The organism is Brevundimonas sp. M1A4_2e, assembly GCF_053345555.1.
Window position 1 is genome coordinate 57,403 of record NZ_JBKFAI010000001.1, and the last position, 20,412, is coordinate 77,814.

Below are 20,412 nucleotides of genomic sequence, written 5' to 3' on the forward strand. Positions count from 1 at the left end.
TCTTCAAGGAGTCTTCATCGTGACTGACCGCGCCGCCGTCCTCGCTGTCCTCGACGCCGTGACCGACCCCAGGTCGGGGCAGGGGTTGGCGACCGCCGGGCTGGTGCAGGGACTGGTGGTGGCCCAGGGGCGCGCGGGCTTCGTCATGGAGGTTCCCGCCAGGGAGACGGCGCTTTACGCCCCGGTGCGCGATGCGGCCGAGGCGGCGCTGAAGGCCATGCCGGGCATGGAGCGGGTGTCGGTCGTGCTGACGGCCGAGGCGGTGGCCGCGCCGGCGCGCCGCACGGCCGGACTGTCGAAGGCGGCGACGGATCAGGGGCGGCCCAAGGCACCGGTTCCGACCGAGCGCCCGGCCCATGTGAAGCGCGTGCTGGCCGTGGCGAGCGGCAAGGGCGGGGTCGGCAAGTCGACGGTCTCGGTCAATCTGGCGGCGGCCCTGGCGGCGCGCGGCCTGTCGGTCGGGGTGCTGGACGCGGACGTCTATGGCCCGTCGCTGCCGACCATGCTGGGGATTTCGGGCCAGCCCGCCTATGAGGACGGGGCGATGGTTCCGCACGTGGCGCATGGGCTGAAGGCCATGTCGGTCGGCCTGCTGACCAAGGCCGAGGACGCCATGATCTGGCGCGGGCCGATGGCGTCGCAGGCCATCAACCAGATGCTGACCCAGACGCGCTGGGGGACGGAAGAGCAACCGCTGGACGTCCTGGTCATCGACCTGCCGCCGGGCACCGGCGACGTGCAACTGACCCTGATCCAGAAGACGCCGTTGGACGGGGCGGTCATCGTCACGACGCCGCAGGAAGTGGCCCTGGCCGACGCGCGCCGGGCGCATACCCTGTTCGACAAGGTCGGCGTCCCCACGTTTGGCTTGGTCGAGAACATGAGCGGCGAGGTGTTCGGAACCGGCGGCGCCGAGGCCGAGGCGGCGCGTCTGGGCGCGCCCTATCTGGGCGATCTGCCGCTGGACGGGGCGCTGCGGCGGGCCGGCGACGCGGGGCGGCCATTGGTCGCCGTTGACCCGCAGCATCCGGCGTCCGAGCGTTTCAGGCAGATCGCCGCGAAGGTCGCCCAGTCCTTGGGTCTTTAGGTCGCGGGCTCTTAGAGGGAGGCCATGATGGCTGAGCAGGAACAAGCCGTGGTCGTCTGCGGCATCGACGGCAGCGCGCACGCTGAAAGCGCCGTGCGCATCGCGGCGCAGTTCGCCAGGGCGAAAGGCGCCAGACTGGCGCTGGTGGCGGTCAATCCGCTCAGCTCGGCCAGCGGCCACCCGGACATTCGCGCCTGGAAGGCCGAGGAGCAGGACGCCATTCTGATGCGGTCGATGACCGAGGCGCGGCGTTATTGCCCGTCGGTTGAAGCGGTCACGACCGAAGGGCACGACGTGGCTGACGCCCTGATCGCGGCCGCCGCCGCCCTGGGCGCGGATCACATCGTGGTGGGCACAGGCGACCGCAAAGGGCTGGTGAACTGGTTGATGGGCTCCACCGCCGAGGCTGTCGCCGCCCGCGCCCCGGTCAGCGTGACGATCGCGCGCTAGGGTCTCGGCTCAGGTGGGCTCGAATATCCCGCCGGGCATGATCTCATTGGCGTGATCCCGAGGACCTCCTGATGTTCAGCAGCGGTCCAGAACCGTGAAGGCGAAGGCGTGCTCGTCCTTTTCGCCCGCCTCATGCGGTTCAAACGCGGTGCGGACGAAGGCGGTTTCGTCAAGGGCGGGGAAGACGGCGTCGCCCTCCGGCTCGGCCTCGACTTCGGTGATGTACAGGCGTTTGGCGCGCGGCAGGGCGGCGGCGAAGACGGCCGTGCCGCCGATGACGCAGACCTCGTCCACGCCGTCGTCGGCCGCCTGTTCGCGGGCGATGGACAGGGCTTCGTCCAGCGTCGAACAGACAACAGCGCCCTTGGCCAGGCCCGCCTCGGCGTAGGACTCGTCCTTGGTCAGGACGATGTTCAGCCGCCCCGGCAGGGGACGCAGGGGCAGGCTCTCCCAGGTCTTGCGGCCCATAATGCAGGGCTTGCCCATGGTCACCGCCTTGAAGCGCTGCAGGTCCGAGCGCAGCCGCCAGGGCAGGTCGCCGTCCCGGCCGATGACGCCATTGCGGGCGCGGGCGACGACGAGGGCGATGCGAGGCAGGGCCAAGGCGGTTCTCCGAAGCGAATCGGGAGCCGCGCGACGCCGCTCCCGTCCGTAGGAGTTAGGCGTCCGGCTGGAGCAGTTTCAAGCCTCGGTCTTCAGCCAGCTCAGCCATTTGCGCTGCATCGCGGCGTTCAGGTCGACGCCGGCGCGGTCGCAGTAGATCAGCAGCATGCCCAACACGTCCGCCGCTTCATCGGCCAGGGCTTGGGCGTCGGCGGCGCCGCGCGCCCTTTGGGTCAGGCGCAAGTGCTCGGCGGTCAGCTCGCCCAGCTCTTCCTGCAACTTCAGCAGAGCCCAGTCGCGGTCGCGGTCGATGGCGTGTTCGCGCGCGTAGATGTCGGAGATGCGCAGCACATCCGCCTGCAGGTCGGTCAGCTTCATGCGAGGATCAGACGGCGACGGCGGCCTTGATGTGCGGCCAGGATTGGTAGTCGTTCAGCACGAAGTCCGACAGCTCAAAGCCGAACAGGTCGGTCTTGTCCGCCACCGTCAGGGTCGGCAGGGGCAGGGGGGCGCGGCTGAGTTGAAGCTCTGCCTGCTCCAGATGGTTCAGATACAGGTGGGCGTCGCCGAAGGTGTGGACGAAGTCGCCCGGCTCCAGCCCCACGACCTTGGCCAGCATGTGCGTCAGCAAGGCGTAGGAGGCGATGTTGAACGGCACGCCCAGGAAGACATCGGCCGAGCGTTGATACAGCTGGCAGCTCAGCTTTCCATCGGCGACGAAGAACTGGAACAGGCAGTGGCAGGGCGGCAGGGCCATGTCGTCCACGTCGGCCGGATTCCAGGCGCTGACGATGTGGCGGCGGCTGTTGGGGTTGGTCTTCAGGCCGTGAACCAGCTTGCTGATCTGGTCGATGCTTTGGCCGTTCGGGGCGGCCCAGGAGCGCCACTGCTTGCCGTAGACGGGGCCGAGGTCGCCCTCGGCGTCGGCCCATTCGTCCCAGATGCTGACGCCGTTGTCCTTGAGCCAGGCGATGTTGGTTTCGCCGCGCAGGAACCACAGCAGTTCGATGAAGATCGACCGCGTGTGCAGCTTCTTCGTCGTCAGCAGGGGAAAGCCCTTGGACAGGTCGAAGCGCATCTGACGCCCGAAGACGCCCAGCGTTCCGGTGCCGGTGCGGTCGTCGCGCCGCACGCCATTGTCGAGGATATCCCGCAGCAGGTTCAGATACTGCCATTCGGGATGGTCGGCGGGCGCGGCCGCCGTGCGGGCTTCAAGATCGGCGAGGGCGACGGCGGCGTTCATGCTCTGAGGATGCCGCTGATTCTCTCCCGAGGGCAGGGGCCTGATTCTCTTGCTCACAGAAAAGAGAAAACGCCCGCTGACGGATCAGCGGGCGCTCTTGGCTTCAGGCGTTCGGCCGTTACTTGCCGGGCGCGAGGCGTTCGTTCTGGACCCAGCCGACGTTGTCGTTGTCGTCCATGACCTCCCACCAGGCGCCGTCCCGCTGGCCGGTCGGATAGAGGCGCAGGCCGGCGGGCAGGGCGCGCACGACCGAGCCGCCGTTCGGGGCCGAGCGCAGCGTCGACGCCGTCTGGACCGTATAGCTCTGGATCGGGGCGGACTGGGCCGCCGAGCCGCCTTCCAGGCCGCCCATCTGGGTCACCATGTCGGTGTAGGCCTGGATGAAGGACTGGGCCACGATGCGGCCGATCTCGGTGTTTTCATAGCTGCCGCCGCCCAGGGCGCCTGCGCCGAAGCCTGCGGCGCCGACGCCCCAGCTCAGGTCGCGCTTGGAGGCGTAACCTTCGGTCACCAGCTCGGTTTCCGAGGTGCGGACGTTGGTCAGCGACAGGACGGTGTTGGCTTCCATGCTGCGCGTGCGCAGGCCGCCGACGAGGGCGCCGGCGCGCCCGCCCAGCGCCGCGCCGGCCAGACCGGCCAGGGCGTTCCCGCCGCTGTTGGCGTTCTGGCTGGCGATTTCGCCGACCAGCACATAGTCGGCCGCGCGCACCTGGCCGCCGCCGACGTTGGAGCCGCGCTGCAGGTCGCCGCCTGCGGCCATCTCGCGTTCGCGCTGGGCGACGCTCATGCCGGCGCCGCGATCGACCAGGGTGAAGCAGCCCGAACGCTGGATCACGACGCGCAGCAGGCTCTGCGGCGGCGACAGCTGCAGCTCGCGCCAATAGTCGGACTGGCCGTCAGTGATGGTGATGGAGCCGAGGCTGGCCCGGCAGCGCGGGATCTGCGCCATTTGCGCGTCCTGGGCGCGCTGCGCGCCGCTGCGCGCCTGGGCCAGGGATGCGCTCGGCAGGGCCAAGGCGGCGATCGAGACGGCGAGGGCCGGGGCGATAAGATAGGTCTTCAAAACGTGATCTCCTGGTTTCGCTATCAAGCTTCACGGCCCTTGGCGCCGACACGCGGCGGGCGCGAACGCCGTAGCAATACGGTGAAGCTAAGGGAACCTTGTTTATTGAGCGTCGACCAATCGGTCCTGCGGCAGCCAACCGATGTTGTCGTCAGCGTCCAGAACCTCGACCCATTGGTCATCAGACTTTCCAGTCGGAAACACCGCCGCCCCCGCCGCCAGGGGTCGAATGGCCTCGCCGTCTGGAGCCTTGCGCAGCACCGTCGGCAGGGCCAGTTGACGGCTGGCCAGGCTCTGCGCTGCGTCGGTGCGGCGACGGAGTTCGTCTTCCCGCCGGATTTCTTCGCGCAGGCGGCGTCGTTCTTCTTCGCGCGCGCGATCGAGACGCTCCTGCTCGCGGCGTTCCGCCTCGGCCTTGCGAGCGGCTTCGGCCTCGCGCTCGGCGGCGGCGGCGCGCACAGCCTCACGGTTGGCGAGCGTGACCTCCGGCGTCTGCGCGCCCGTGCCGCCAAGGCTGGTCACGAGATCGGCGTAACCGCGCACCAGGGCCAGGGCGATCACCTTCCCCTCATCCTGGCTTTCATAGCCGGCGCCGACGCGGCCGCCGAAATGGTTGTCGCGGATGCGAAGGCGGCGCAACTCGTCCTTGTTGGCCACGGCGCGCGTAGTGCCGACGGTTTCAGCCAGAGGCACGCTGGCCAGCGAAAAGACGATCTGGGCGTCTTCCTTGCCGCGACCGATGTCCTTTTTCAGGTCGCGAATCCGCTCAACCGTATTGGCGTTCAGCGCCTGGGCCGGGGCGGCCTGAGCGCCCTTCTGGCCGCCGAGGGCGTTGCCGGCCATGTTCATGGCCGCATTCATGGCCTGCATCTGCAAGGGATTAAGCCCGGCCTCGGCGCCTAGACCGCCCAGACCACCGAGACCTCCGCCCAGATCGCCGCCCGTGGCTGCGGCCAGGCCGGCCGTGAGCAGGGCGCGCCCGCCGACCGCCGCCAGCGAGCCAAGTAGACCCGACCTGCGGTCGCTGTCGGTCGATTCGATGGGGTTCGCCAGTTCGGCGACCAGGACGAAGTCGGCCGTGCGGACGCGCGCGGCGCCGCCCAGGCTGCGCTCGCGCTCGACCAGATCCATCCCGGGGCCGCGCTCGATCAGGGTGAAGCAGCCGGAATCGCGAATCACGGTGCGCAGCAGTTCCGTCGGCTCGCCCAGCCCCATCTGCTCGAACAGGACGCCCTGGGTTTCGGCGATCGCCACGGTTCCCAGATTCTGGGTGCAGCGCGGCGCTTCGTTCACGACCTGAGCCGCTTCCGCGTTGGATCGGCGGTTGAAAATCTGCGCTTCAGCCGGGGACGCCGAGACGGCGAACAGGGCCGAGGTTGCCGTCAGGGCGAGCGCGAAACGATACATGATGAACAGGCCGATTGTGAAAAACCGGCCCGCCCTTAGCTTTGCCGTTGCTGCAAAGCAATCGACGTCTAGCCGGAAAAGCAGCCTGCGCTGAGGAAGGCCGCCTCCTCTGCGGATGTCACGCGGCCCAGACAGGCGTTCCTGTGCGGGAAGCGGCCGAAACGGGCGATGATGTCCCGATGAATCACGGCGAACTTGTACGTCTGCGCTTCGGTCGCTTCATCCAGCAGAGCCAGAAGGTGGTCCTGATCCTCCAACGACTCGGAGTGCATCAGAGGCATCAGCATGAAGGGGCGCAGTTCCGCCGCGACCTGGCGATCATGTCCGCGCTCAATCGCTTTCTTGGCGAAGGCGACGGCGAGGGGGTCGGTGGCGAACATGTGGGCGGTGTCGCGAAAGGCGTTTCGCGGCAACTGGTCCAGCAGGATGATCAGGGCCAGGGCGGCGTCGGGCGTCTCCAGCCAATGATCCAGCTGGCGCGCGGCGGCGGCGAAGTGGCTGTCGCGGCCCAACTCGGTGAAGGCGCGGTCGAAGGCGGCGTCCTTGGCGAACCATTTTTCGGGGCCGGCCTCGGTCCAGAAGGCGACGACTTCGGCAGGGGTCAGAACTTGGGTCATGCCGCCAGCCTAGCAGCAGCGCGCCAGCGGGCGCGACCTTGCGACGGCTCTGACTTCGCAATTAGAGAAAGAAATGGTCGGAGTGGCAGGATTCGAACCTGCGACCCCCGCGTCCCGAACGCGGTGCTCTACCAGACTGAGCCACACTCCGACTTTACGCAATCAGACGAGCCGTGGCCGCCGCTTGCGTCGAGGAGGGGGCTTATAGCCATGCCGACCGGCCCTCGCAAGCGGGTAAATGAGCCTCCGGAAAAAACTCTTGGGCCGAGGAAAATTCTCTCCTTTTCAGGTGTTGCATCCCCCGAAACCTTGGCGTATCTGACCGCTCCTCGCCGGGACGCACTGCGCCGGCGGGAACACCGGACCGCTGGGGAATGGTGTAATGGTAACACTACGGTTTTTGGTACCGTCATTCTAGGTTCGAGTCCTAGTTCCCCAGCCACCGTCCGATAAGGGTAGAGCGCATCACGCGCCCCCTTCGGGGCTCAGGTTTTACATCGGGTTTTACAGTTGATCTTCTGTTCCGGGTCTCCTGGAGCCGCGCGATCGTGCTCAGGCCGATGGCCTCTCCCGTTACATAACGCCGCGCGATCTCCTTCACGCGGTTGAACTCTCAGCCCAGGATCGTGGCGACATCATCCAGCGGCAGGCCTGCACGGACGAGTTGGTGGCGGCCGTGCCGCGCAGATCGTGGAAGCGCAGACCCTCAAGGCCGGCGCTGGACCTGCCAGACCGTTTCGTCGCCTCATCCGCCTCAAGGCGGGCGCGCCTCACGCCGCTATCCAGGCCGTTGCCGGGCGGCGTCCAGGGCAGACCATCCGACGTCTGCAGGACGGTCGGGCATTCGCCGCGATCCAGATCATCCAGCACGGCCCTGACATGCGTTGAAACCCACACGGTGGCCTCGTCTTGCGCCCTGGCTGCGCGCGGCGTCGGCGTGGCTATCGTCAACGAACGACTGGCGCAGGCCTATGTGCGGGATCAAACCGTGCTGGGTCGGTTCAATCCAGACATTCTGCATGAACACGCCTTCGTGGTGTCCAGCAGCGTCAAGCCGTCGCGTCTGGCCGAGGAGTTTCTTAGAATGCTGTCACCGGCTCAAGAACCGGCTGGGGACTCGCTTGGGGGCGATTTCGGTCCGTAGGTTTCATGCCGAAATCAGCCTAGTTAATCACAATCAGACTGGTGAATCCGCGATTGCCTATAAGGGCTGGGAAAGCAGGGGGGGCCGTCGGGTCATGGCCCCCCCCGCCCGATCTTGGGCCCCCGCTCGTGTCCGGGGCGGACTTGATTTATGCGCTGCAGAGCTAGGCGACCCAAATCAGACGCTGCTTCACCCGGACCGGCACGATAGGCGGAAGAGGTGCTTAACGCCGGGTTGCGTCGGCGATCAGGGCGCGTCCGCGCTCTACAGCAGCTTGGGTAGTCAATGTCCCTGCATTGATCTGGTCCGCCAGATCCATCAGAGGGGCGCTGGTGACGGCGCCGGTTTCAGCGACCTCCTGAACATGGACGCCTCCGTCGCGTGCGATCACGGCATCCCATGCGGCGCGGACCTCGGCCCAATAGTCCTTGGTCGCGGCCCAATAGTCGTCGCCGGGCTTGGGCTCGAAGGCCGTCGAGGCGTCGTAGGTGTTGACCACGTCTTCCTGAACCACGCCCTGAGGAACACCGCCGTTACGTCCAGTCATTTTGACGTTGTCTTGAATGTGGACCCAGCCGCCCGGACGGATAACGTGGCGATTGGTCCCAAGATAACGGTCATAGACCGGGTTGCGCACCGCGTCGCGACGGGCCAGCGGCCGCCAGGTCGGGCCGGACGTCCACACGGTCATGCCATTGTCATAGCTCCAACGTCCGACGCCGCCATAGCGAGGCGAATCGTCCGTTTGCCAGACAGTCTGGGACCAGGCGCCGCGACGCTCTTCGGCCGACACAGGAGTCAGGGTCCACTGGTTCGGTCCGGCGTAGGTCAGCACGGTCTCGGGCTGATAGGCCCAGTCCTGACGCCAGTGTTTGACCAGTATGGTCTGGCCCTGGTGATACATGACCAGGATGTGCTGAAGGCTGATGCGATCGCCGGTGTCGTAGACGATACGCACGATCTCGGTGCCGCCGGACCGCTTGGGCTCGAGCGGCTGATAGTCCGCCTGCAGGCCAACCGTCTCGCGCATGTCGAAACGCACGCGATAATCGCCGACCTGGGCCAGGATGGCCTGACGGTCCTGTTCAAAGGCGCTGGCGGGCGGCTGGGTCTGGCCTGTCGCCGGCGAGGCGGGCAACGCCTGGACAGCCGGGGCGCCGGTCAGAAGGGCGGCCGCGATCAAGATTGCGCGCATGGGGGCTCCATTGGTTTGCGAAGGACGGGGTTTCAACTGACGCTTCCGGGGCATGGTCGAGCTCACAGGCGCACGCTCAGAGACACGCCGAAGTTGCGGCCGGGCTGGGTGAAGGCGTCCAGCGTCGCCGGTCGGGCGCCGACGGCCGGGCTGTTCAGACCGCGCACGTCGCTCCACCAGGCGTATTTCTCGTCAAAGACGTTGAAGGCGCCGGCGCGCAAAGTGGCCCGTTCGGTCACGTTCCAAAAGGCGGTGACGTCCAGCAGGGTGAAGCGCTCGCCCGGCCAGCACAGGCCGCCGCCGCATTCGTGGTTCGACTTCCTGTCGGACCAGGTGACCATGGCGCTTCCGCCCCAGACGCCCGACGGAGCGGCGTAATTCAGCCCGCCGACCAGCTTGATCGGATCCACGCTGGTCAGGGCGCCGCGCTGGCCGTCCGTCTCCTGCTCGCCATCGGCGAAGGAGGCGGCGACGATGGCCGAGAAGCCGTTGTCCCAGTGAATATCGCCGCGCGCTTCCAGGCCCCAGATCTCGACCTTGGTCAGGTTGACGTACTGATAGATCAGCGGATCGACGCCCGGCACGCCGGTCCCGCTCACCACGACCTGATTGATGAAGTCGTCGTATTCCGTGCGGAAGGCCGTGGCCTGCAGCGAAAGGGCGCCGCCGAAGGCCTCCAGATTGCGGAAGCGGAAGCCGCTCTCGATGCTCTCGCTGGTTTCGGGCTTCAGGTCCGGGTTCGGAATGGACTCATAGCCGAACACCGGGTTGGCGAAGAAGTTGTTCACCTGCATCGGCGAGGGCGCCTTGAAGCCCTGGGCGTAGTTGGCGAAGACGCCGAAATGATCGTCGGCCCAGTAGATGGCGCCGATCTTGGGCGACAGATGGCTGTCGCTCTGCCCCTCGGCCGGGGCCGGGAACAGGGCGTCGGCCTGCGGCGTCAGCTCATACCAGTCGTAGCGCAGGGCCGGGATGATGCTGAGGCGGCCGCCCAGCAGATCGATCTCGTCCTGGATGAACAGGCCCGCCAGGTCGAACTCGGTCTTGGGGAAAGGCCGGGCGGGGAAAGGCTCGCCCATGGGCGGGACCGTGCCATCGCGGATGCCTTCCTGGGTGGTGCGCGACCAGTCGGCGCCGAAGGTGACCCGGTGGCGGACGCTCTCCCCTCCGAAGCTTCTGGAGCCCTGCGCCGCCAAACCCCAGACAGCGTTGTCGAAGGTCACGTCGCGGGTGCGGTCGACCGCTGGCGTGCGGTCCTCATAGGTGAACTGGCGCGTGGTCGAATCCTGCCAGAACGCGGCCACAGAGCCGGAATCCAGACCTAGGACGTCGTCGAAACGCCAGTCGAGGCTGACGCGATCGCGCTGGGTCTCGTCATGAGCCGTCAAGCCGACGACCGTGGCCGAATAACTGCTCAATGCCTCGCCATCCATGTCCTGATCGAAGTGATCGTAGGTCAGGCGCAAGGTGTGATGGTCATTCACATCCCAGACCAGCTTGGCCAACACGGCGTTGGAGGCGAAGTCCTGGGGATTGGGCTGGGTTCGGGCCGCGCCGACGCCGCCGGTCTCAGCCCTGTTCTCGGTCTCTTGAGCGTCGCGGCGGGTGTAGGCCAGCAGGCCCGAAAGGGCGCCGCTGCGTCCGGCGAAGGCCAGCCCCTCGGTCCAGCCCTCATCAGCCGAACTGTAGCCGACACGCGCACGCACGCCGAAGCTGCGGCCCGCTTCGATGAAGTCGGAAGGATCCTTGGAGGTGAAGCTGACCGCTCCCGCGATGCCGTCTGAGCCATACAGAGCGGAAGCCGGACCGCGCAGGATCTCGACCGACTTGACCAGATCCAAGTCATTATAGCCGCCGCGTCCGACCGCCTGGGCGCCGAAGGCGAAGCCGTCCGGCACCCTCACGCCGTCCTGGACGATCAGGACGCGGTTGCCGCCCATGCCGCGGATGGTGAAACCCGAATTGCCGTCCCGCCCGGCGCCCGACAGGGCTGCCGAGAAGCGGGCCGGACTGGCCGGAACGCTAACGCCCGGCTCGAACCGGATCAGGTCCTTGATGTCCGTGACGAGGTTGGTCTCGATGTCTTTTGCGGTGATGACGCTGACGCTGGCGGGCACTTCGTCAACGCGTCGTTCGGTGCGAGTGCCGACGACGGTGACCGGAGCCACCCGCACCGGTTGATTCAGGTCGATCTCAAACCCGTCCTCCGCGCTGGCCGGCAAGGCGGCCCCAAGAGCCGCGGCCCCGGCGGAAATCATCAATAGCGAACGCATAGGCGGCACCCCGTTTGAAAGAGGCCTCGCCTTTAATGCGAACGATTATCAGAATCAATAGCACTATTTCTATTTGGCTAAGCACTCTTAGGCGGTGGCATGTGGCAGCGTGTTCCGCATTCGCTCATGTCGACCGGACAGCGCTACCTTTGCACCGAAACAACAATCCCGCCGACGAAGTCATTGATTTTAAAGGAACCGGAAGTTGCCCGTTTTCCTGCCTAACACTTGATTCGGCATCACTCAGTCTCGGACTTCCAAATGGAAGGCCGAGTTCGGCGGGCTCGACGTGTCGAGGCTCGGCGGCTGTGAAAGGCGTGTATCGAGTTGTTGAACCGGCTTGGGTGATCGTTGGGTCGACGCCCGGCCTTGGACGGTTCTGTCGATCTCGTCAGGTCGCCGACGTTGCGCGGGTTTTCTGACGAAGGTTCGTCAGGACATGAACCAGTCAACCCTCGAGACATCAGCTCACGACGGGGGCATGAAGCCGGATGGTCGCGATCCTCCGGTTCTGAAGGCCACTGGATCGCTAGACGGGCCTGGAGGTCTCCAGAAGTTTGACGGCGCGCCTGAGTTCGGCATCGTCGAGGCTGGCGAAGCCGAGCCGGAAGGCGTTCATTTGGCCACCCTCTTTCAGGCGAAGCTGGCCGCCATGTGTCAGCAAGAGACCCGAGCCCTCCGCGGCGGCGGCCCAGGCCGAGGCGTTGATCGACGGATGAACTTTCACCCAGAGAGCCAGTCCCCCTGCGGGACGATCGAAGGCGACGGCGTCGCCGAGCCGTGCAGTGAGTTCATCCGCCAGATGGTCGCGGCGCTGTTCGTAGACCTTTCTCGCCTTGCGGGCGTGACGGCCGAGATCGCCTTCGTCGATCAGCTTGGCGAGAGCGGTTTCCAGGAGAACATCGCCTTGCCGATCAATCGCTTCGCGAAGATCTTTCATTCTCTCCAACAAGGCGAAGGTTCCCGTGGCGTAGCCGATCCTCAAGGCAGGAGCGAGCAGCTTTGACACCGAACCGATGTGTATTATCCGGTCTTCAGCCTGCGCGCGCGCCGCCATGGGCAGAACCGGCCGGCCTTCGAAACGGTATTCGTGGTCATAGTCGTCTTCGATCAGCGTCAGTCGGCGCCGGCGCGCAATGTCGAAGAGCCGCAGGCGGCGCCCTGCGCCAAGAGTCACGGTGGTGGGATACTGGTGATGCGGCGTCAGATAGATCGCGCGGATCCCCGGGTCCTGGTCGAGCAGGCTCTCCAGGCGGTCGATATCCAGGCCCAGGCCGTCCACAGGAGCGCCCACGACGCGGGCGCCCGCGGCGCGAAATGACTTCCAGGCCATGGGATAGCCCGGGTCTTCGACGGCGACCGCTTCACCTGGCCTGAGAGCGGCGCCCGCCACGAGGAAGAGCGCCATCTGACTCCCACGCGTGACCAGGATGTCGTCGGCGCCGACAATCAGGCCGCGTTCCGAAGACAGATAGCGGGCGAGGGCGGATCGCAGGGGCGCTGCGCCGCGAGGATCGCCATATCCCGTCAGCATTCTCAGCCCTGAGGCGGACACGGCGCGGCGGAAGGCGCGCGCCAGTTCTGCGCCAGGCATCAGCCGGGCGTCAGGCGCGCCGTCGGAGAATTTCAGGGGAGGCAGAGCGGTTCGCGCTTCGATCGGTGCCGCCCGGGCTTTGGCATGCCCTGCCCAGCTTCGGGCGCCCAGGTCCGGCAGGTCCCTTGCGACAAATGTGCCGCGGGACGCCTCGGAAACCAGCCAGGCCTGAAGCACCAGCTCCTGATAGGCGGCGTCGACCGTATTCCGGTGCACGCCGAGCGTCCCAGCGAGAGCCCTCGTCCCCGGGAGGCGATCTCCAGGCTTGAGCCGGCCACGTTCAATCTCGCGGATGATCGATTCCGCAAGGTTGATGAAGATGGGCCTGGAGGCGTCTTCTATCAGTTCAATGACGACGGTGCTGCGCGCCATAATCCGGCCTATCAAGTTTCGAAATAGCGGCACTTATCACGGGGCCGTTTCGCCGGTTATCCCAGCCGCTCTCCCATTCAGCAACACCGCTGCGGGACCAGAAACACGAGAAAGCGTCATGTCCGGGAAAGCTGTCTTCTATCACGCAGGATGCACCGTCTGCCTTGATGCCGAGAGGGGCTTCGTGGGCGCCCTGGACCCGGCCGCCTACGCCGTTGAAGTGGTGCATCTTGGAGAGACGTCCGAGCGCCTGGCGGAGGCCGAGGCCGCCGGCGTCAAGTCGGTGCCCGCCTTCGTCATCGACGGCGCCGTGTACCACATCAATCACGGCGCGGATCTCTCGGCCCTGCGCGGGTGATCTGTTCGGCTACGCTTCCTTCCCCCGAAGCGCGGCCGCTGGGCGGGCGGCCTCCCTCTCGTCAAGCCGCCCGCCTCTTTTTGTCAGACGGAGACGGCATGACTTCCGACCTTGCGACGCGGGCTCTGGACCCGCAACTGGCCCAAGCCCTGATGCAGGAGCGCCAGCGCCAGCAGGACAGCATCGAATTAATCGCGTCCGAGAACATCGTCAGCGCCGCCGTGCGTCAGGCGCAGGGCTCGGTCCTGACCAACAAATACGCTGAGGGTTATCCGGGCCGCCGCTACTACGGCGGGTGCGAGGCGGTCGACATCGCCGAGAAGCTTGCGATCGAACGCGCCTGCACCCTGTTCGACACGGCCTACGCCAACGTCCAGCCGCACTCGGGCGTCAACGCCAATCTGGCCGTGCTGTTCGCCCTGATCAAGCCGGGCGACCGCATCATGGGGCTGGACCTGGCCTGCGGCGGTCACCTGACGCACGGCTCGCCGGTCAGCCTGTCGGGCCAGTGGTTCGAGGTCAGCGCCTATCGGGTGCACGAGGACGACGACCTGATCGACTATGACGACATGGAACGGCGCGTCCTTCAGGATCGGCCGCGCCTGATCTATGCAGGCGGCTCGGCCTATCCGCGCCGCATCGACTTCGCCCGGATGCGCCAGATCGCGGACAGGGTCGGCGCCTGGCTGGTGGCCGATGTGGCCCACTACGCCGGGCTGATCGCGGCGAGCCTCTATCCCAATCCGACGCCGCACGCTCATGTCACCACCTCGACCACGCACAAGACCCTGCGCGGCCCGCGCGGCGGTCTGATCCTGTGCAATGATCCAGAGCTGGCGCGGCGCATCGACAAGGCGGTCTTCCCCGGCACGCAAGGGGGGCCGCTGATGCACGTCATCGCCGGCAAGGCGGCGGCCTTCCACGAGGCGCTTCAGCCCGATTTCGTTGAATACTCCAGGGCGGTGATCGAGAACGCCCGCGTGCTGGGCCAGACGCTGGCGGACGGAGGCCTGCGCCTCGTGTCGGGCGGAACGGACTGCCATCTGGTGCTGGTCGACCTGCGCCCCTTCGGCCTGACCGGCAAGGCGGCGGTCGAGGCGCTGGAGGATCACGGCCTGATCGCCAACAAGAACTCGGTCCCCTATGACACGGCCTCGCCCATGGTGACGTCGGGGCTGCGGCTGGGTTCGCCGTCCTCGACCTCGCGCGGGTTCGACGCCGAGGCGTTCCGCACGGTCGGCGGCATGATCCTGACCATCCTCAAAGGCCTGCGAGACGGCGATCTCGACAGCGCGGCGGTGAAGGCGCAGGCAAGAGAACTGACGCGGGCCTGGCCGATCGCCGGACCGGCGCTGACGCCCGCCTAAGGAGGTTCTGAAGGCGCGTGCGGGTCATCTCGATTCAGAGCCAGGTCGTCTACGGCCATGTCGGCAACAGCGCGGCGGTCCAGCCGATGCAGGCCATGGGGCTGGAGGTGGCGGGGGTGCCGACCACCCTGCTGTCCAATCACCCGCACTATCCCACCATGCGCGGCCGGATTCTGGAGACGGAGCTGGTCGCCGACCTGCTGCTGGGGGTCGAGGAGCGCGACCTGCCGATGACGGCCGGGGCGGTGGTCACGGGCTATATGGGCTCAGCCGCCAATGCGGCGGCGACGGCGGGCTTCCTGCGGCGCTGGAAGGCGGAGAATCCGGCCCTGCTGCACATCTGCGACCCGGTGATCGGCGACGATGATCTGGGCGTCTTCGTCGCCGAGGGCCTGATCGAACAGTTCCGCGACGCGCTGACGCCGATGGCCGACATCATCACCCCCAACCAGTTCGAACTGGGCCGACTGGTCGGCGAACGGCCTGATACGGTCGCGGGGGTGATCGAGGCGACGCGCATCCTGAGCGCGCGCGGCACGGGGCGGACAGTGGTGACCGGCTGCGTCCTGACCGACACCGCGCCAGGCGAGGTCGAGACGGTGGCCGTCGAGGGCGGCGTCGCCCATCGCACCTCCATCCCCCGCATCCCGATCCGGCCCAGCGGCACGGGCGACCTGTTCACCGCCTATCTGACCGGCTGGCTGATGCGCGGCGAGGGGCTGGCCGAGGCCGCCGCCCGCGCCACCGCCGGGGTCCAGACCGTTCTGCTGCGGACCCAGGCGGCGGGCGCCTTCGAGATGCGCCTGACCGAGAGCTAAAAGCCCTCAGCTGAAGCCGGCGACGGCGGCGATCACCCGGTCCTGCACGGCCTCGTCCAGATAGGCGCTCATCGGCAGGCTGATGACGCGCTCGGCCTTGGCCTCGGTCACGGCCAGACCGCCGGGGCCGACTGGGTGCTGGCGATAGGCGGGCTGGCGATGCAGGGGGATCGGATAATAGACGGCGGTCGGCACGCCTTCAGTCTTCAGATGGGCGGCCAGGGCGTCGCGGTCGTCATGCTCGACGGTGAACTGGGCCCAGACCGAGCGGCCGCCGGGAATGATCATCGGCGTCGCCGCCACATGACCGGCCAGCCCCTGCACATAGCGTTCGGCGATGCGGTTGCGGCGCTCGATCTCGTCCGGGAAGATCTTCAGCTTCTCCAGCAGGACGGCGGCCTGCAGCGTGTCCAGCCGTCCGTTCATACCCAGACGCGGGTTCAGGTATTTCGGGTCGTGGGCGAAGCCCTGCGCCGCTGCATCCGCCGCCGTCGCCTGACCGTGGACGCGTAAGGAGACTAGGTGATCCATCAGGGCCGCCTCCTTCATCAGCACGGCCCCGCCGTCGCCATAGGCGCCCAGCGGCTTGGCCGGAAAGAAGCTCAACGTCGTGGCGTCGGCCCAGTGGATGGGGTGCTGGCCGTTCAGGGTGCAGCCGAACCCCTGCGCCGAATCCGCGATCAGCTTAATGTCGTATTGCTGCGCGATTGCCGACAGGGCGGGATAGTCTGCGGGCTGCCCGAACAGGTCCACGGCGATGACGGCGCGGGGTTTCAGCACGCCCTCGCGCTCGACCGCCTCGACGGCGGCGCGCAGGTGGTCGGGGTCGATCGTCCAGGTGTCGGGACGGATGTCGACGAAGACCGGCGTGGCGCCCGCCAGCGCCACCACCTCGGCCGTAGCCGCAAAGGTGAAGGCGGGGCAGAAGACGGCGTCTCCCGGCCCCACGTCCCACGCCATCATCAGCAGCACCAGCGCATCCCTCCCGTTGGAGCAGGACAGGGCGTGCGGCGCCTGTCCGAAGTCGCACAGGGCGTGTTCGAAGGCGCCGACCGCCGGACCCATGATGTACTGGCCGCTGGCGGCGACCTCCAGCAGGGCGGCGTCGATGGTCGCGCCGATGCGGCGGCGCTGGCTGAGAAGATCGATGAAGGGAATGGTCACGCGGTTACTCCGGGGAGTGGAGGAAAGTCAGGCCCAGTCGGCTCAGGCCCAGTCGGCTCAGGGCAAGTCAGCTCAGGCCAGACCTGGCCAGTAGTGCCCGTTCGGCGTCGGGCGCGGGCCGAAAATGGCCTGGCCGACGCGGACCACGGTCGCGCCTTCGCGCACGGCCAGTTCGTAGTCGCCGGTCATGCCCATCGACAGGCCGGTGATGCGCGCATCGATGCGCTCGGCCCTGTCGCGCAGGGACCGCAACAGGGTGAAGCAGGGCCGCACCCTGTCCGGGTCCTCGCTGAACACCGCCAGCGTCATCAGCCCCTGCGGCTTCAGCCGGGGAAAGGCTTCCAGCCGTTCGATGAAGTCCAGGGCATCATCGGGGTGCAGACCGAACTTGCTTTCCTCGCCCGAGGTGTTGACCTGGACATAGACCTTCATGTCGCGGCCGTCGGTCTCCAGCCGCTTGTTCAGCACCTCGGCCAGCTTGAGACTGTCCAGCGCATGAAACTCGTCGGCCAGACGGGTCAGGTATTTGACCTTGTTCGATTGCAGGTGGCCGACGACGTGCCAGCGCATCGACAGGTCGGCCATGGCCTCGGCCTTGTCGCGGGCCTCCTGTAGCTTGTTCTCGCCGAAGTCGGTGACGCCCGCGGCCCAGGCCAGACGCAGGATCTCGGCCGGAACCGTCTTGGCGATCGGCAACAGACGCACGCTGTCGATCGGCCGTCCGACCTGTTCGCAGGCGGCGGCGATGCGGCGATGGACCAGCGCCAGATTGGCGGCGAACCGCTCGCGCGGGTCAGCACCGAAGCGTTCGAGGTTTTCAGGCGAAAGGGTCACGAAACATACTCCCGACACAGGCGGCGGCCCAGCCGCGCGATGACTTCATAGTCGATGGTCGCGCCGTCCCGAGCCAGTTGTTCCGGCGTGCGATTGGGGCCCAGAAGTTCGAGCTGATCGCCCGCTTTCAACGCATCGGGCGGCAGGTCGCTGATGTCCACGACCAGACTGTCCATCGAGATGCGCCCGACGAAGGGCAGCAACCGCCCCTCGAATGCTGCGCCGCCGGTGGCCGACAACTGACGCGGCCAGCCGTCAGCATAGCCCACGCCGATGGTGGCCAGACGCATTCCCTTCGCCGCCGTGACGGCCCAGCCGTAGCCGACACCCGCGCCCGCAGGCACGGCGCGGGTCTGGATGACGCGGCCCGTCACCTCGACCACCGGCTGCATGGCCTTGGCCGAGGGCGAGGCGTCCAGTCCGAACAGGGCGGCCCCGACACGGCACACGTCATAGTGATAGTCTTCGCCCAGCCAGCACCCGGCCGAGTTGGCCAGCGAACGCGAAACGCCCGGCCGCGCGTGGGCCAGTATGCGCTCGAAGGCCTGACGCTGGCGCGCATTGCCCGCATGGCCGGGCGTATCGGCGACGGCCAGATGGCTGAGGATCAGGCGCGGTTCGATCCAGCGGATCGGGCCGTCCGGGTCAAAGGCCCATGCAGCGTCCTCGGGCGGCAGACCCAGTCGCGACATGCCGGTGTCGAACTGGATCGCCGCCGCCAGCGGCCGCCCGACGGCCCGGCCCAGACGCGCCCAGTCCTCCATCTGTTCGCGGCTGTTCAGCACCGGGATCGCTCCGGCGGCGAGGGCGGCGTATTCGGCGCCCGGCGCCAGACCGTTCAGCACGAACAGCTCGGCGTCGGCGGGCAGGACGCGGCGCAGATTCACCGCCTCGAACAGATGGGCGACGAAGAAGGCGCGGCATCCGGCGTCATAGAGGGCGGGCGCGATGCGGGCCGCGCCTAGACCATAGGCGTCGGCCTTGACCACGGCGGCGCAGGCGGCGGGCGCGATCCTGTCCCGCATGGCGCGATAGTTGGCGGCGACGGCGCCTAGGGACACGCGAATACGGCCGCCGCCATGGTCGGATCGGCGGGCCGGCTGGTCGGTCGGGAAGAGGGCGAGGGCAGGCAAGGGACGGAAGCTTTCACGGCGTCGGCTCACCGCCGACCTCTGCACCCTAGCCAGCGCCGCCCCGGCCATTCCCCGCCACGTCGGCGCAGATCGTCAGACCGCTTTGTAAGCGTCGATCACGCGGGGAAGATTTTCGCCAGCCGTTCGACGGCGGCGTCGATCTCGGCCGGGGTCGAGGCGGCGAAGCCCATCAGCCAGCCGGGGCGGCCCGCGCCCGCGTCGTGCAGGGGCGTCAGGCCGGTCAGGTGGACGCCGACGCGCCGCGCCGCGCGCACCGTTTCGGCCTCGTCTAAGCCGTCCTTCAGGAAGCAGGGCATCTGCAATCCTCCGGCGGGCCGGTCGGGCGTGACGACGTGGGACAGACGCGCCGTCACCGCCGCCTCCAGCGCATCCAGCCGTTCCTCATAGACGCCGCGCATGGTGCGGACATAGGCGCCGAACCGGCCGTCCTCGATGAAGCGCGCCAGCGTCAACTGAGACACCGAGGCGGTGAAGCCGTCCATCAGGCTGCGGGCCGCGACCATCGGCTCGACCAGCGGGCGCGGCAGGATCAGATAGGCCAGCCTCAGCCCCGGAAACAGCGACTTGGTGAAGGTGCCCAGATACAGGGTCCGGTCATGCGGGTCCAAACCCTGCACACAGGCGGTCGGCCGCCCGGCGTAGTGAAACTCGCTGTCGTAATCGTCTTCCAGAATCCAGGCGTCATGATCCGCCGCCCACTGGATCAGGGCCAGACGCCGGTCCAGCGACAGCGTGCGCCCGGTCGGAAACTGGTGCGAGGGGGTGACGAACACCGCCCGCCCGTCCTCACGCCGGGCCAGCAGGTCGTCGGTGCGCAGACCCTGCGCATCGACCGCCACGGGCAGGCGTTCCAGCCCCGCCGCGTCCATCGCCCTGGCGGCGCCCTGATAGGCCGGGTCTTCGATGAAGACGCCGTCGCCGGGGTCGGCCAGCACCCGCGCGCACAGGGACAGGGCCTGCTGCGAACTGGTCAGGACCAGGATCTGGTCGGGGTCGGCGCGCGCCCCGCGCTCGAGATTGGCGTATTCGGCGATCGCGCGGCGAAGGCGCGGATGCCCCTGCGGATCGCCGTGATGCAGGGCGGCGGCGCCTTCCTCGCGCAGGGTCAGGCGGTGCAGCCGGTCCCACTGGGCGAAGGGAAACAGCCGCGTCTCCGGTACGCCGGGCGAGAAGGCCAGAGGGGCGTAGGGGTCGCGCAAACGGCCGCTGTCGGCCATCGCCTGTCCGCGCCTGCTCAGGGTCGGCGCCGTTGCGGGTTGCAGGGCGGGACGGCGACCCGCCGGGCGCAGCACCCCGCGCTTCAGGCCCAGTTCGGTCAGTTCGCAGACGAAGCTGCCGCTGCCGACGCGCCGCTCGATGAAACCCTCGGCGTGAAGCTGGGCATAGGCCGTCTCGACCGTGTCGCGCGACACGCCCAGCGACCGGGCCAGAGTGCGCGACGAGGGCAAGGGCCGCCCCGCCGTCAGCGACCGCTCGATGATCAACTGGCGCACGGCGCGCTGGATGCGGGCGTGCAGGGGCAGGCCGGACTGGGCCGGGTGGTCCATGAAGGCCTTGACGGAGTCCAGCTGGGCGCGCTTCAGCAATGGTCTGGGGCTTCTTTCCAAAGTGGCCGGAATGGCCCGGCCAATGCAGCGCTAGGTGTCACGCCCCCGGCGGGATGGCAATG

The 20,412-nt window shown here is 67.6% G+C and carries 20 protein-coding genes and 2 tRNA genes; 7 read left to right on the forward strand and 15 right to left on the reverse strand.

Annotated elements, in window-relative coordinates:
- The first annotated feature begins 19 nt into the window (after positions 1 to 19).
- Complete coding sequence (locus ACLBV5_RS00285; RefSeq protein ID WP_447604492.1) at positions 20 to 1,087, forward strand: Mrp/NBP35 family ATP-binding protein; 1,068 nt, start codon at positions 20 to 22, stop codon at positions 1,085 to 1,087.
- A gap of 27 nt (positions 1,088 to 1,114) precedes the next feature.
- Positions 1,115 to 1,537 carry a universal stress protein gene (locus tag ACLBV5_RS00290; RefSeq protein WP_303683719.1) on the forward strand — a complete coding sequence of 141 codons (423 nt, stop codon included), beginning with the start codon at positions 1,115 to 1,117 and terminating at the stop codon, positions 1,535 to 1,537.
- A gap of 75 nt (positions 1,538 to 1,612) precedes the next feature.
- On the opposite strand, the gene ACLBV5_RS00295 is transcribed toward ACLBV5_RS00290, so the two are convergent.
- The 7 genes from ACLBV5_RS00295 to ACLBV5_RS00325 all read right to left on the reverse strand — a co-directional run bounded on the left by ACLBV5_RS00295 (position 1,613) and on the right by ACLBV5_RS00325 (position 6,621).
- Positions 1,613 to 2,140, reverse strand: coding sequence for a dihydrofolate reductase (locus ACLBV5_RS00295; protein WP_447604493.1), 528 nt, complete (start codon positions 2,138 to 2,140; stop codon positions 1,613 to 1,615).
- Positions 2,141 to 2,218: 78 nt separating this feature from the next.
- Complete coding sequence (locus tag ACLBV5_RS00300; RefSeq protein WP_447604494.1) at positions 2,219 to 2,518, reverse strand: phosphoribosyl-ATP pyrophosphohydrolase; 300 nt, start codon at positions 2,516 to 2,518, stop codon at positions 2,219 to 2,221.
- Positions 2,519 to 2,525: 7 nt separating this feature from the next.
- Positions 2,526 to 3,383: a thymidylate synthase gene (locus ACLBV5_RS00305; RefSeq protein WP_447604495.1), complete on the reverse strand. Its 858-nt coding sequence runs from the start codon at positions 3,381 to 3,383 to the stop codon at positions 2,526 to 2,528.
- Positions 3,384 to 3,501: 118 nt separating this feature from the next.
- Positions 3,502 to 4,446 carry a CsgG/HfaB family protein gene (locus ACLBV5_RS00310; protein WP_134581171.1) on the reverse strand — a complete coding sequence of 315 codons (945 nt, stop codon included), beginning with the start codon at positions 4,444 to 4,446 and terminating at the stop codon, positions 3,502 to 3,504.
- Between the two features lie 102 nt (positions 4,447 to 4,548).
- The gene (locus ACLBV5_RS00315; protein WP_447604496.1) at positions 4,549 to 5,853 is read right to left on the reverse strand and encodes a hypothetical protein; all 1,305 of its coding nucleotides are present in this window, start codon (positions 5,851 to 5,853) and stop codon (positions 4,549 to 4,551) included.
- Positions 5,854 to 5,921: 68 nt separating this feature from the next.
- Positions 5,922 to 6,470, reverse strand: a complete 549-nt coding sequence (locus ACLBV5_RS00320) for a DUF924 family protein (protein ID WP_447604497.1) — start codon at positions 6,468 to 6,470, stop codon at positions 5,922 to 5,924.
- A 74-nt stretch (positions 6,471 to 6,544) separates the two neighbouring features.
- Positions 6,545 to 6,621, reverse strand: a tRNA-Pro gene (locus ACLBV5_RS00325).
- Positions 6,622 to 6,838: 217 nt separating this feature from the next.
- Here ACLBV5_RS00325 and ACLBV5_RS00330 point away from each other — a divergent pair.
- Positions 6,839 to 6,912, forward strand: a tRNA-Gln gene (locus tag ACLBV5_RS00330).
- A gap of 155 nt (positions 6,913 to 7,067) precedes the next feature.
- On the opposite strand, the gene ACLBV5_RS00335 is transcribed toward ACLBV5_RS00330, so the two are convergent.
- Positions 7,068 to 7,367: a hypothetical protein gene (locus ACLBV5_RS00335; RefSeq protein WP_447604499.1), complete on the reverse strand. Its 300-nt coding sequence runs from the start codon at positions 7,365 to 7,367 to the stop codon at positions 7,068 to 7,070.
- Between the two features lies 1 nt (position 7,368).
- Between ACLBV5_RS00335 and ACLBV5_RS00340 the strand changes: the two genes are divergently transcribed.
- Positions 7,369 to 7,614, forward strand: coding sequence for a hypothetical protein (locus tag ACLBV5_RS00340; protein WP_025977467.1), 246 nt, complete (start codon positions 7,369 to 7,371; stop codon positions 7,612 to 7,614).
- Positions 7,615 to 7,837: 223 nt separating this feature from the next.
- Here the strand turns inward: ACLBV5_RS00340 and ACLBV5_RS00345 are convergent, their stop codons facing one another.
- The 3 genes from ACLBV5_RS00345 to pdxR (ACLBV5_RS00355) form a co-directional block, all read right to left on the reverse strand.
- Positions 7,838 to 8,809, reverse strand: a complete 972-nt coding sequence (locus tag ACLBV5_RS00345) for a DUF6607 family protein (RefSeq protein ID WP_447604500.1) — start codon at positions 8,807 to 8,809, stop codon at positions 7,838 to 7,840.
- 62 nt (positions 8,810 to 8,871) lie between these two features.
- A complete protein-coding gene (locus ACLBV5_RS00350) occupies positions 8,872 to 11,082 on the reverse strand; it encodes a TonB-dependent hemoglobin/transferrin/lactoferrin family receptor (protein WP_447604501.1) in 2,211 nt (736 codons plus the stop codon).
- Between the two features lie 529 nt (positions 11,083 to 11,611).
- Entirely contained in the window at positions 11,612 to 13,048 is a 1,437-nt protein-coding gene (pdxR, locus tag ACLBV5_RS00355; protein ID WP_447604502.1) for a MocR-like pyridoxine biosynthesis transcription factor PdxR, read from the reverse strand.
- 118 nt (positions 13,049 to 13,166) lie between these two features.
- Here pdxR (ACLBV5_RS00355) and ACLBV5_RS00360 point away from each other — a divergent pair, with 118 nt between their 5' ends.
- From ACLBV5_RS00360 to pdxY, 3 genes are all read left to right on the forward strand, one after another.
- Entirely contained in the window at positions 13,167 to 13,406 is a 240-nt protein-coding gene (locus tag ACLBV5_RS00360; RefSeq protein ID WP_278069200.1) for a thioredoxin, read from the forward strand.
- A gap of 98 nt (positions 13,407 to 13,504) precedes the next feature.
- Positions 13,505 to 14,773: a serine hydroxymethyltransferase gene (gene glyA, locus ACLBV5_RS00365; protein ID WP_447604503.1), complete on the forward strand. Its 1,269-nt coding sequence runs from the start codon at positions 13,505 to 13,507 to the stop codon at positions 14,771 to 14,773.
- Between the two features lie 17 nt (positions 14,774 to 14,790).
- Positions 14,791 to 15,591 (forward strand): pyridoxal kinase, encoded by an 801-nt coding sequence (gene pdxY, locus ACLBV5_RS00370; protein WP_447604504.1) that lies wholly within the window; start codon positions 14,791 to 14,793, stop codon positions 15,589 to 15,591.
- Between the two features lie 6 nt (positions 15,592 to 15,597).
- Here the strand turns inward: pdxY and ACLBV5_RS00375 are convergent, their stop codons facing one another.
- From ACLBV5_RS00375 to pdxR (ACLBV5_RS00390), 4 genes are all read right to left on the reverse strand, one after another.
- Positions 15,598 to 16,755, reverse strand: coding sequence for a DegT/DnrJ/EryC1/StrS family aminotransferase (locus tag ACLBV5_RS00375; RefSeq protein WP_447604505.1), 1,158 nt, complete (start codon positions 16,753 to 16,755; stop codon positions 15,598 to 15,600).
- A gap of 72 nt (positions 16,756 to 16,827) precedes the next feature.
- Complete coding sequence (locus ACLBV5_RS00380; protein WP_447604506.1) at positions 16,828 to 17,589, reverse strand: YggS family pyridoxal phosphate-dependent enzyme; 762 nt, start codon at positions 17,587 to 17,589, stop codon at positions 16,828 to 16,830.
- Positions 17,586 to 18,722 (reverse strand): alanine racemase, encoded by a 1,137-nt coding sequence (alr, locus tag ACLBV5_RS00385; protein ID WP_303704848.1) that lies wholly within the window; start codon positions 18,720 to 18,722, stop codon positions 17,586 to 17,588. Before alr ends, ACLBV5_RS00380 begins: the two co-directional genes overlap by 4 nt.
- Before the next feature lie 116 nt (positions 18,723 to 18,838).
- Complete coding sequence (gene pdxR, locus ACLBV5_RS00390) at positions 18,839 to 20,329, reverse strand: MocR-like pyridoxine biosynthesis transcription factor PdxR (protein WP_447604507.1); 1,491 nt, start codon at positions 20,327 to 20,329, stop codon at positions 18,839 to 18,841.
- Between the last annotated feature and the right edge of the window lie 83 nt (positions 20,330 to 20,412).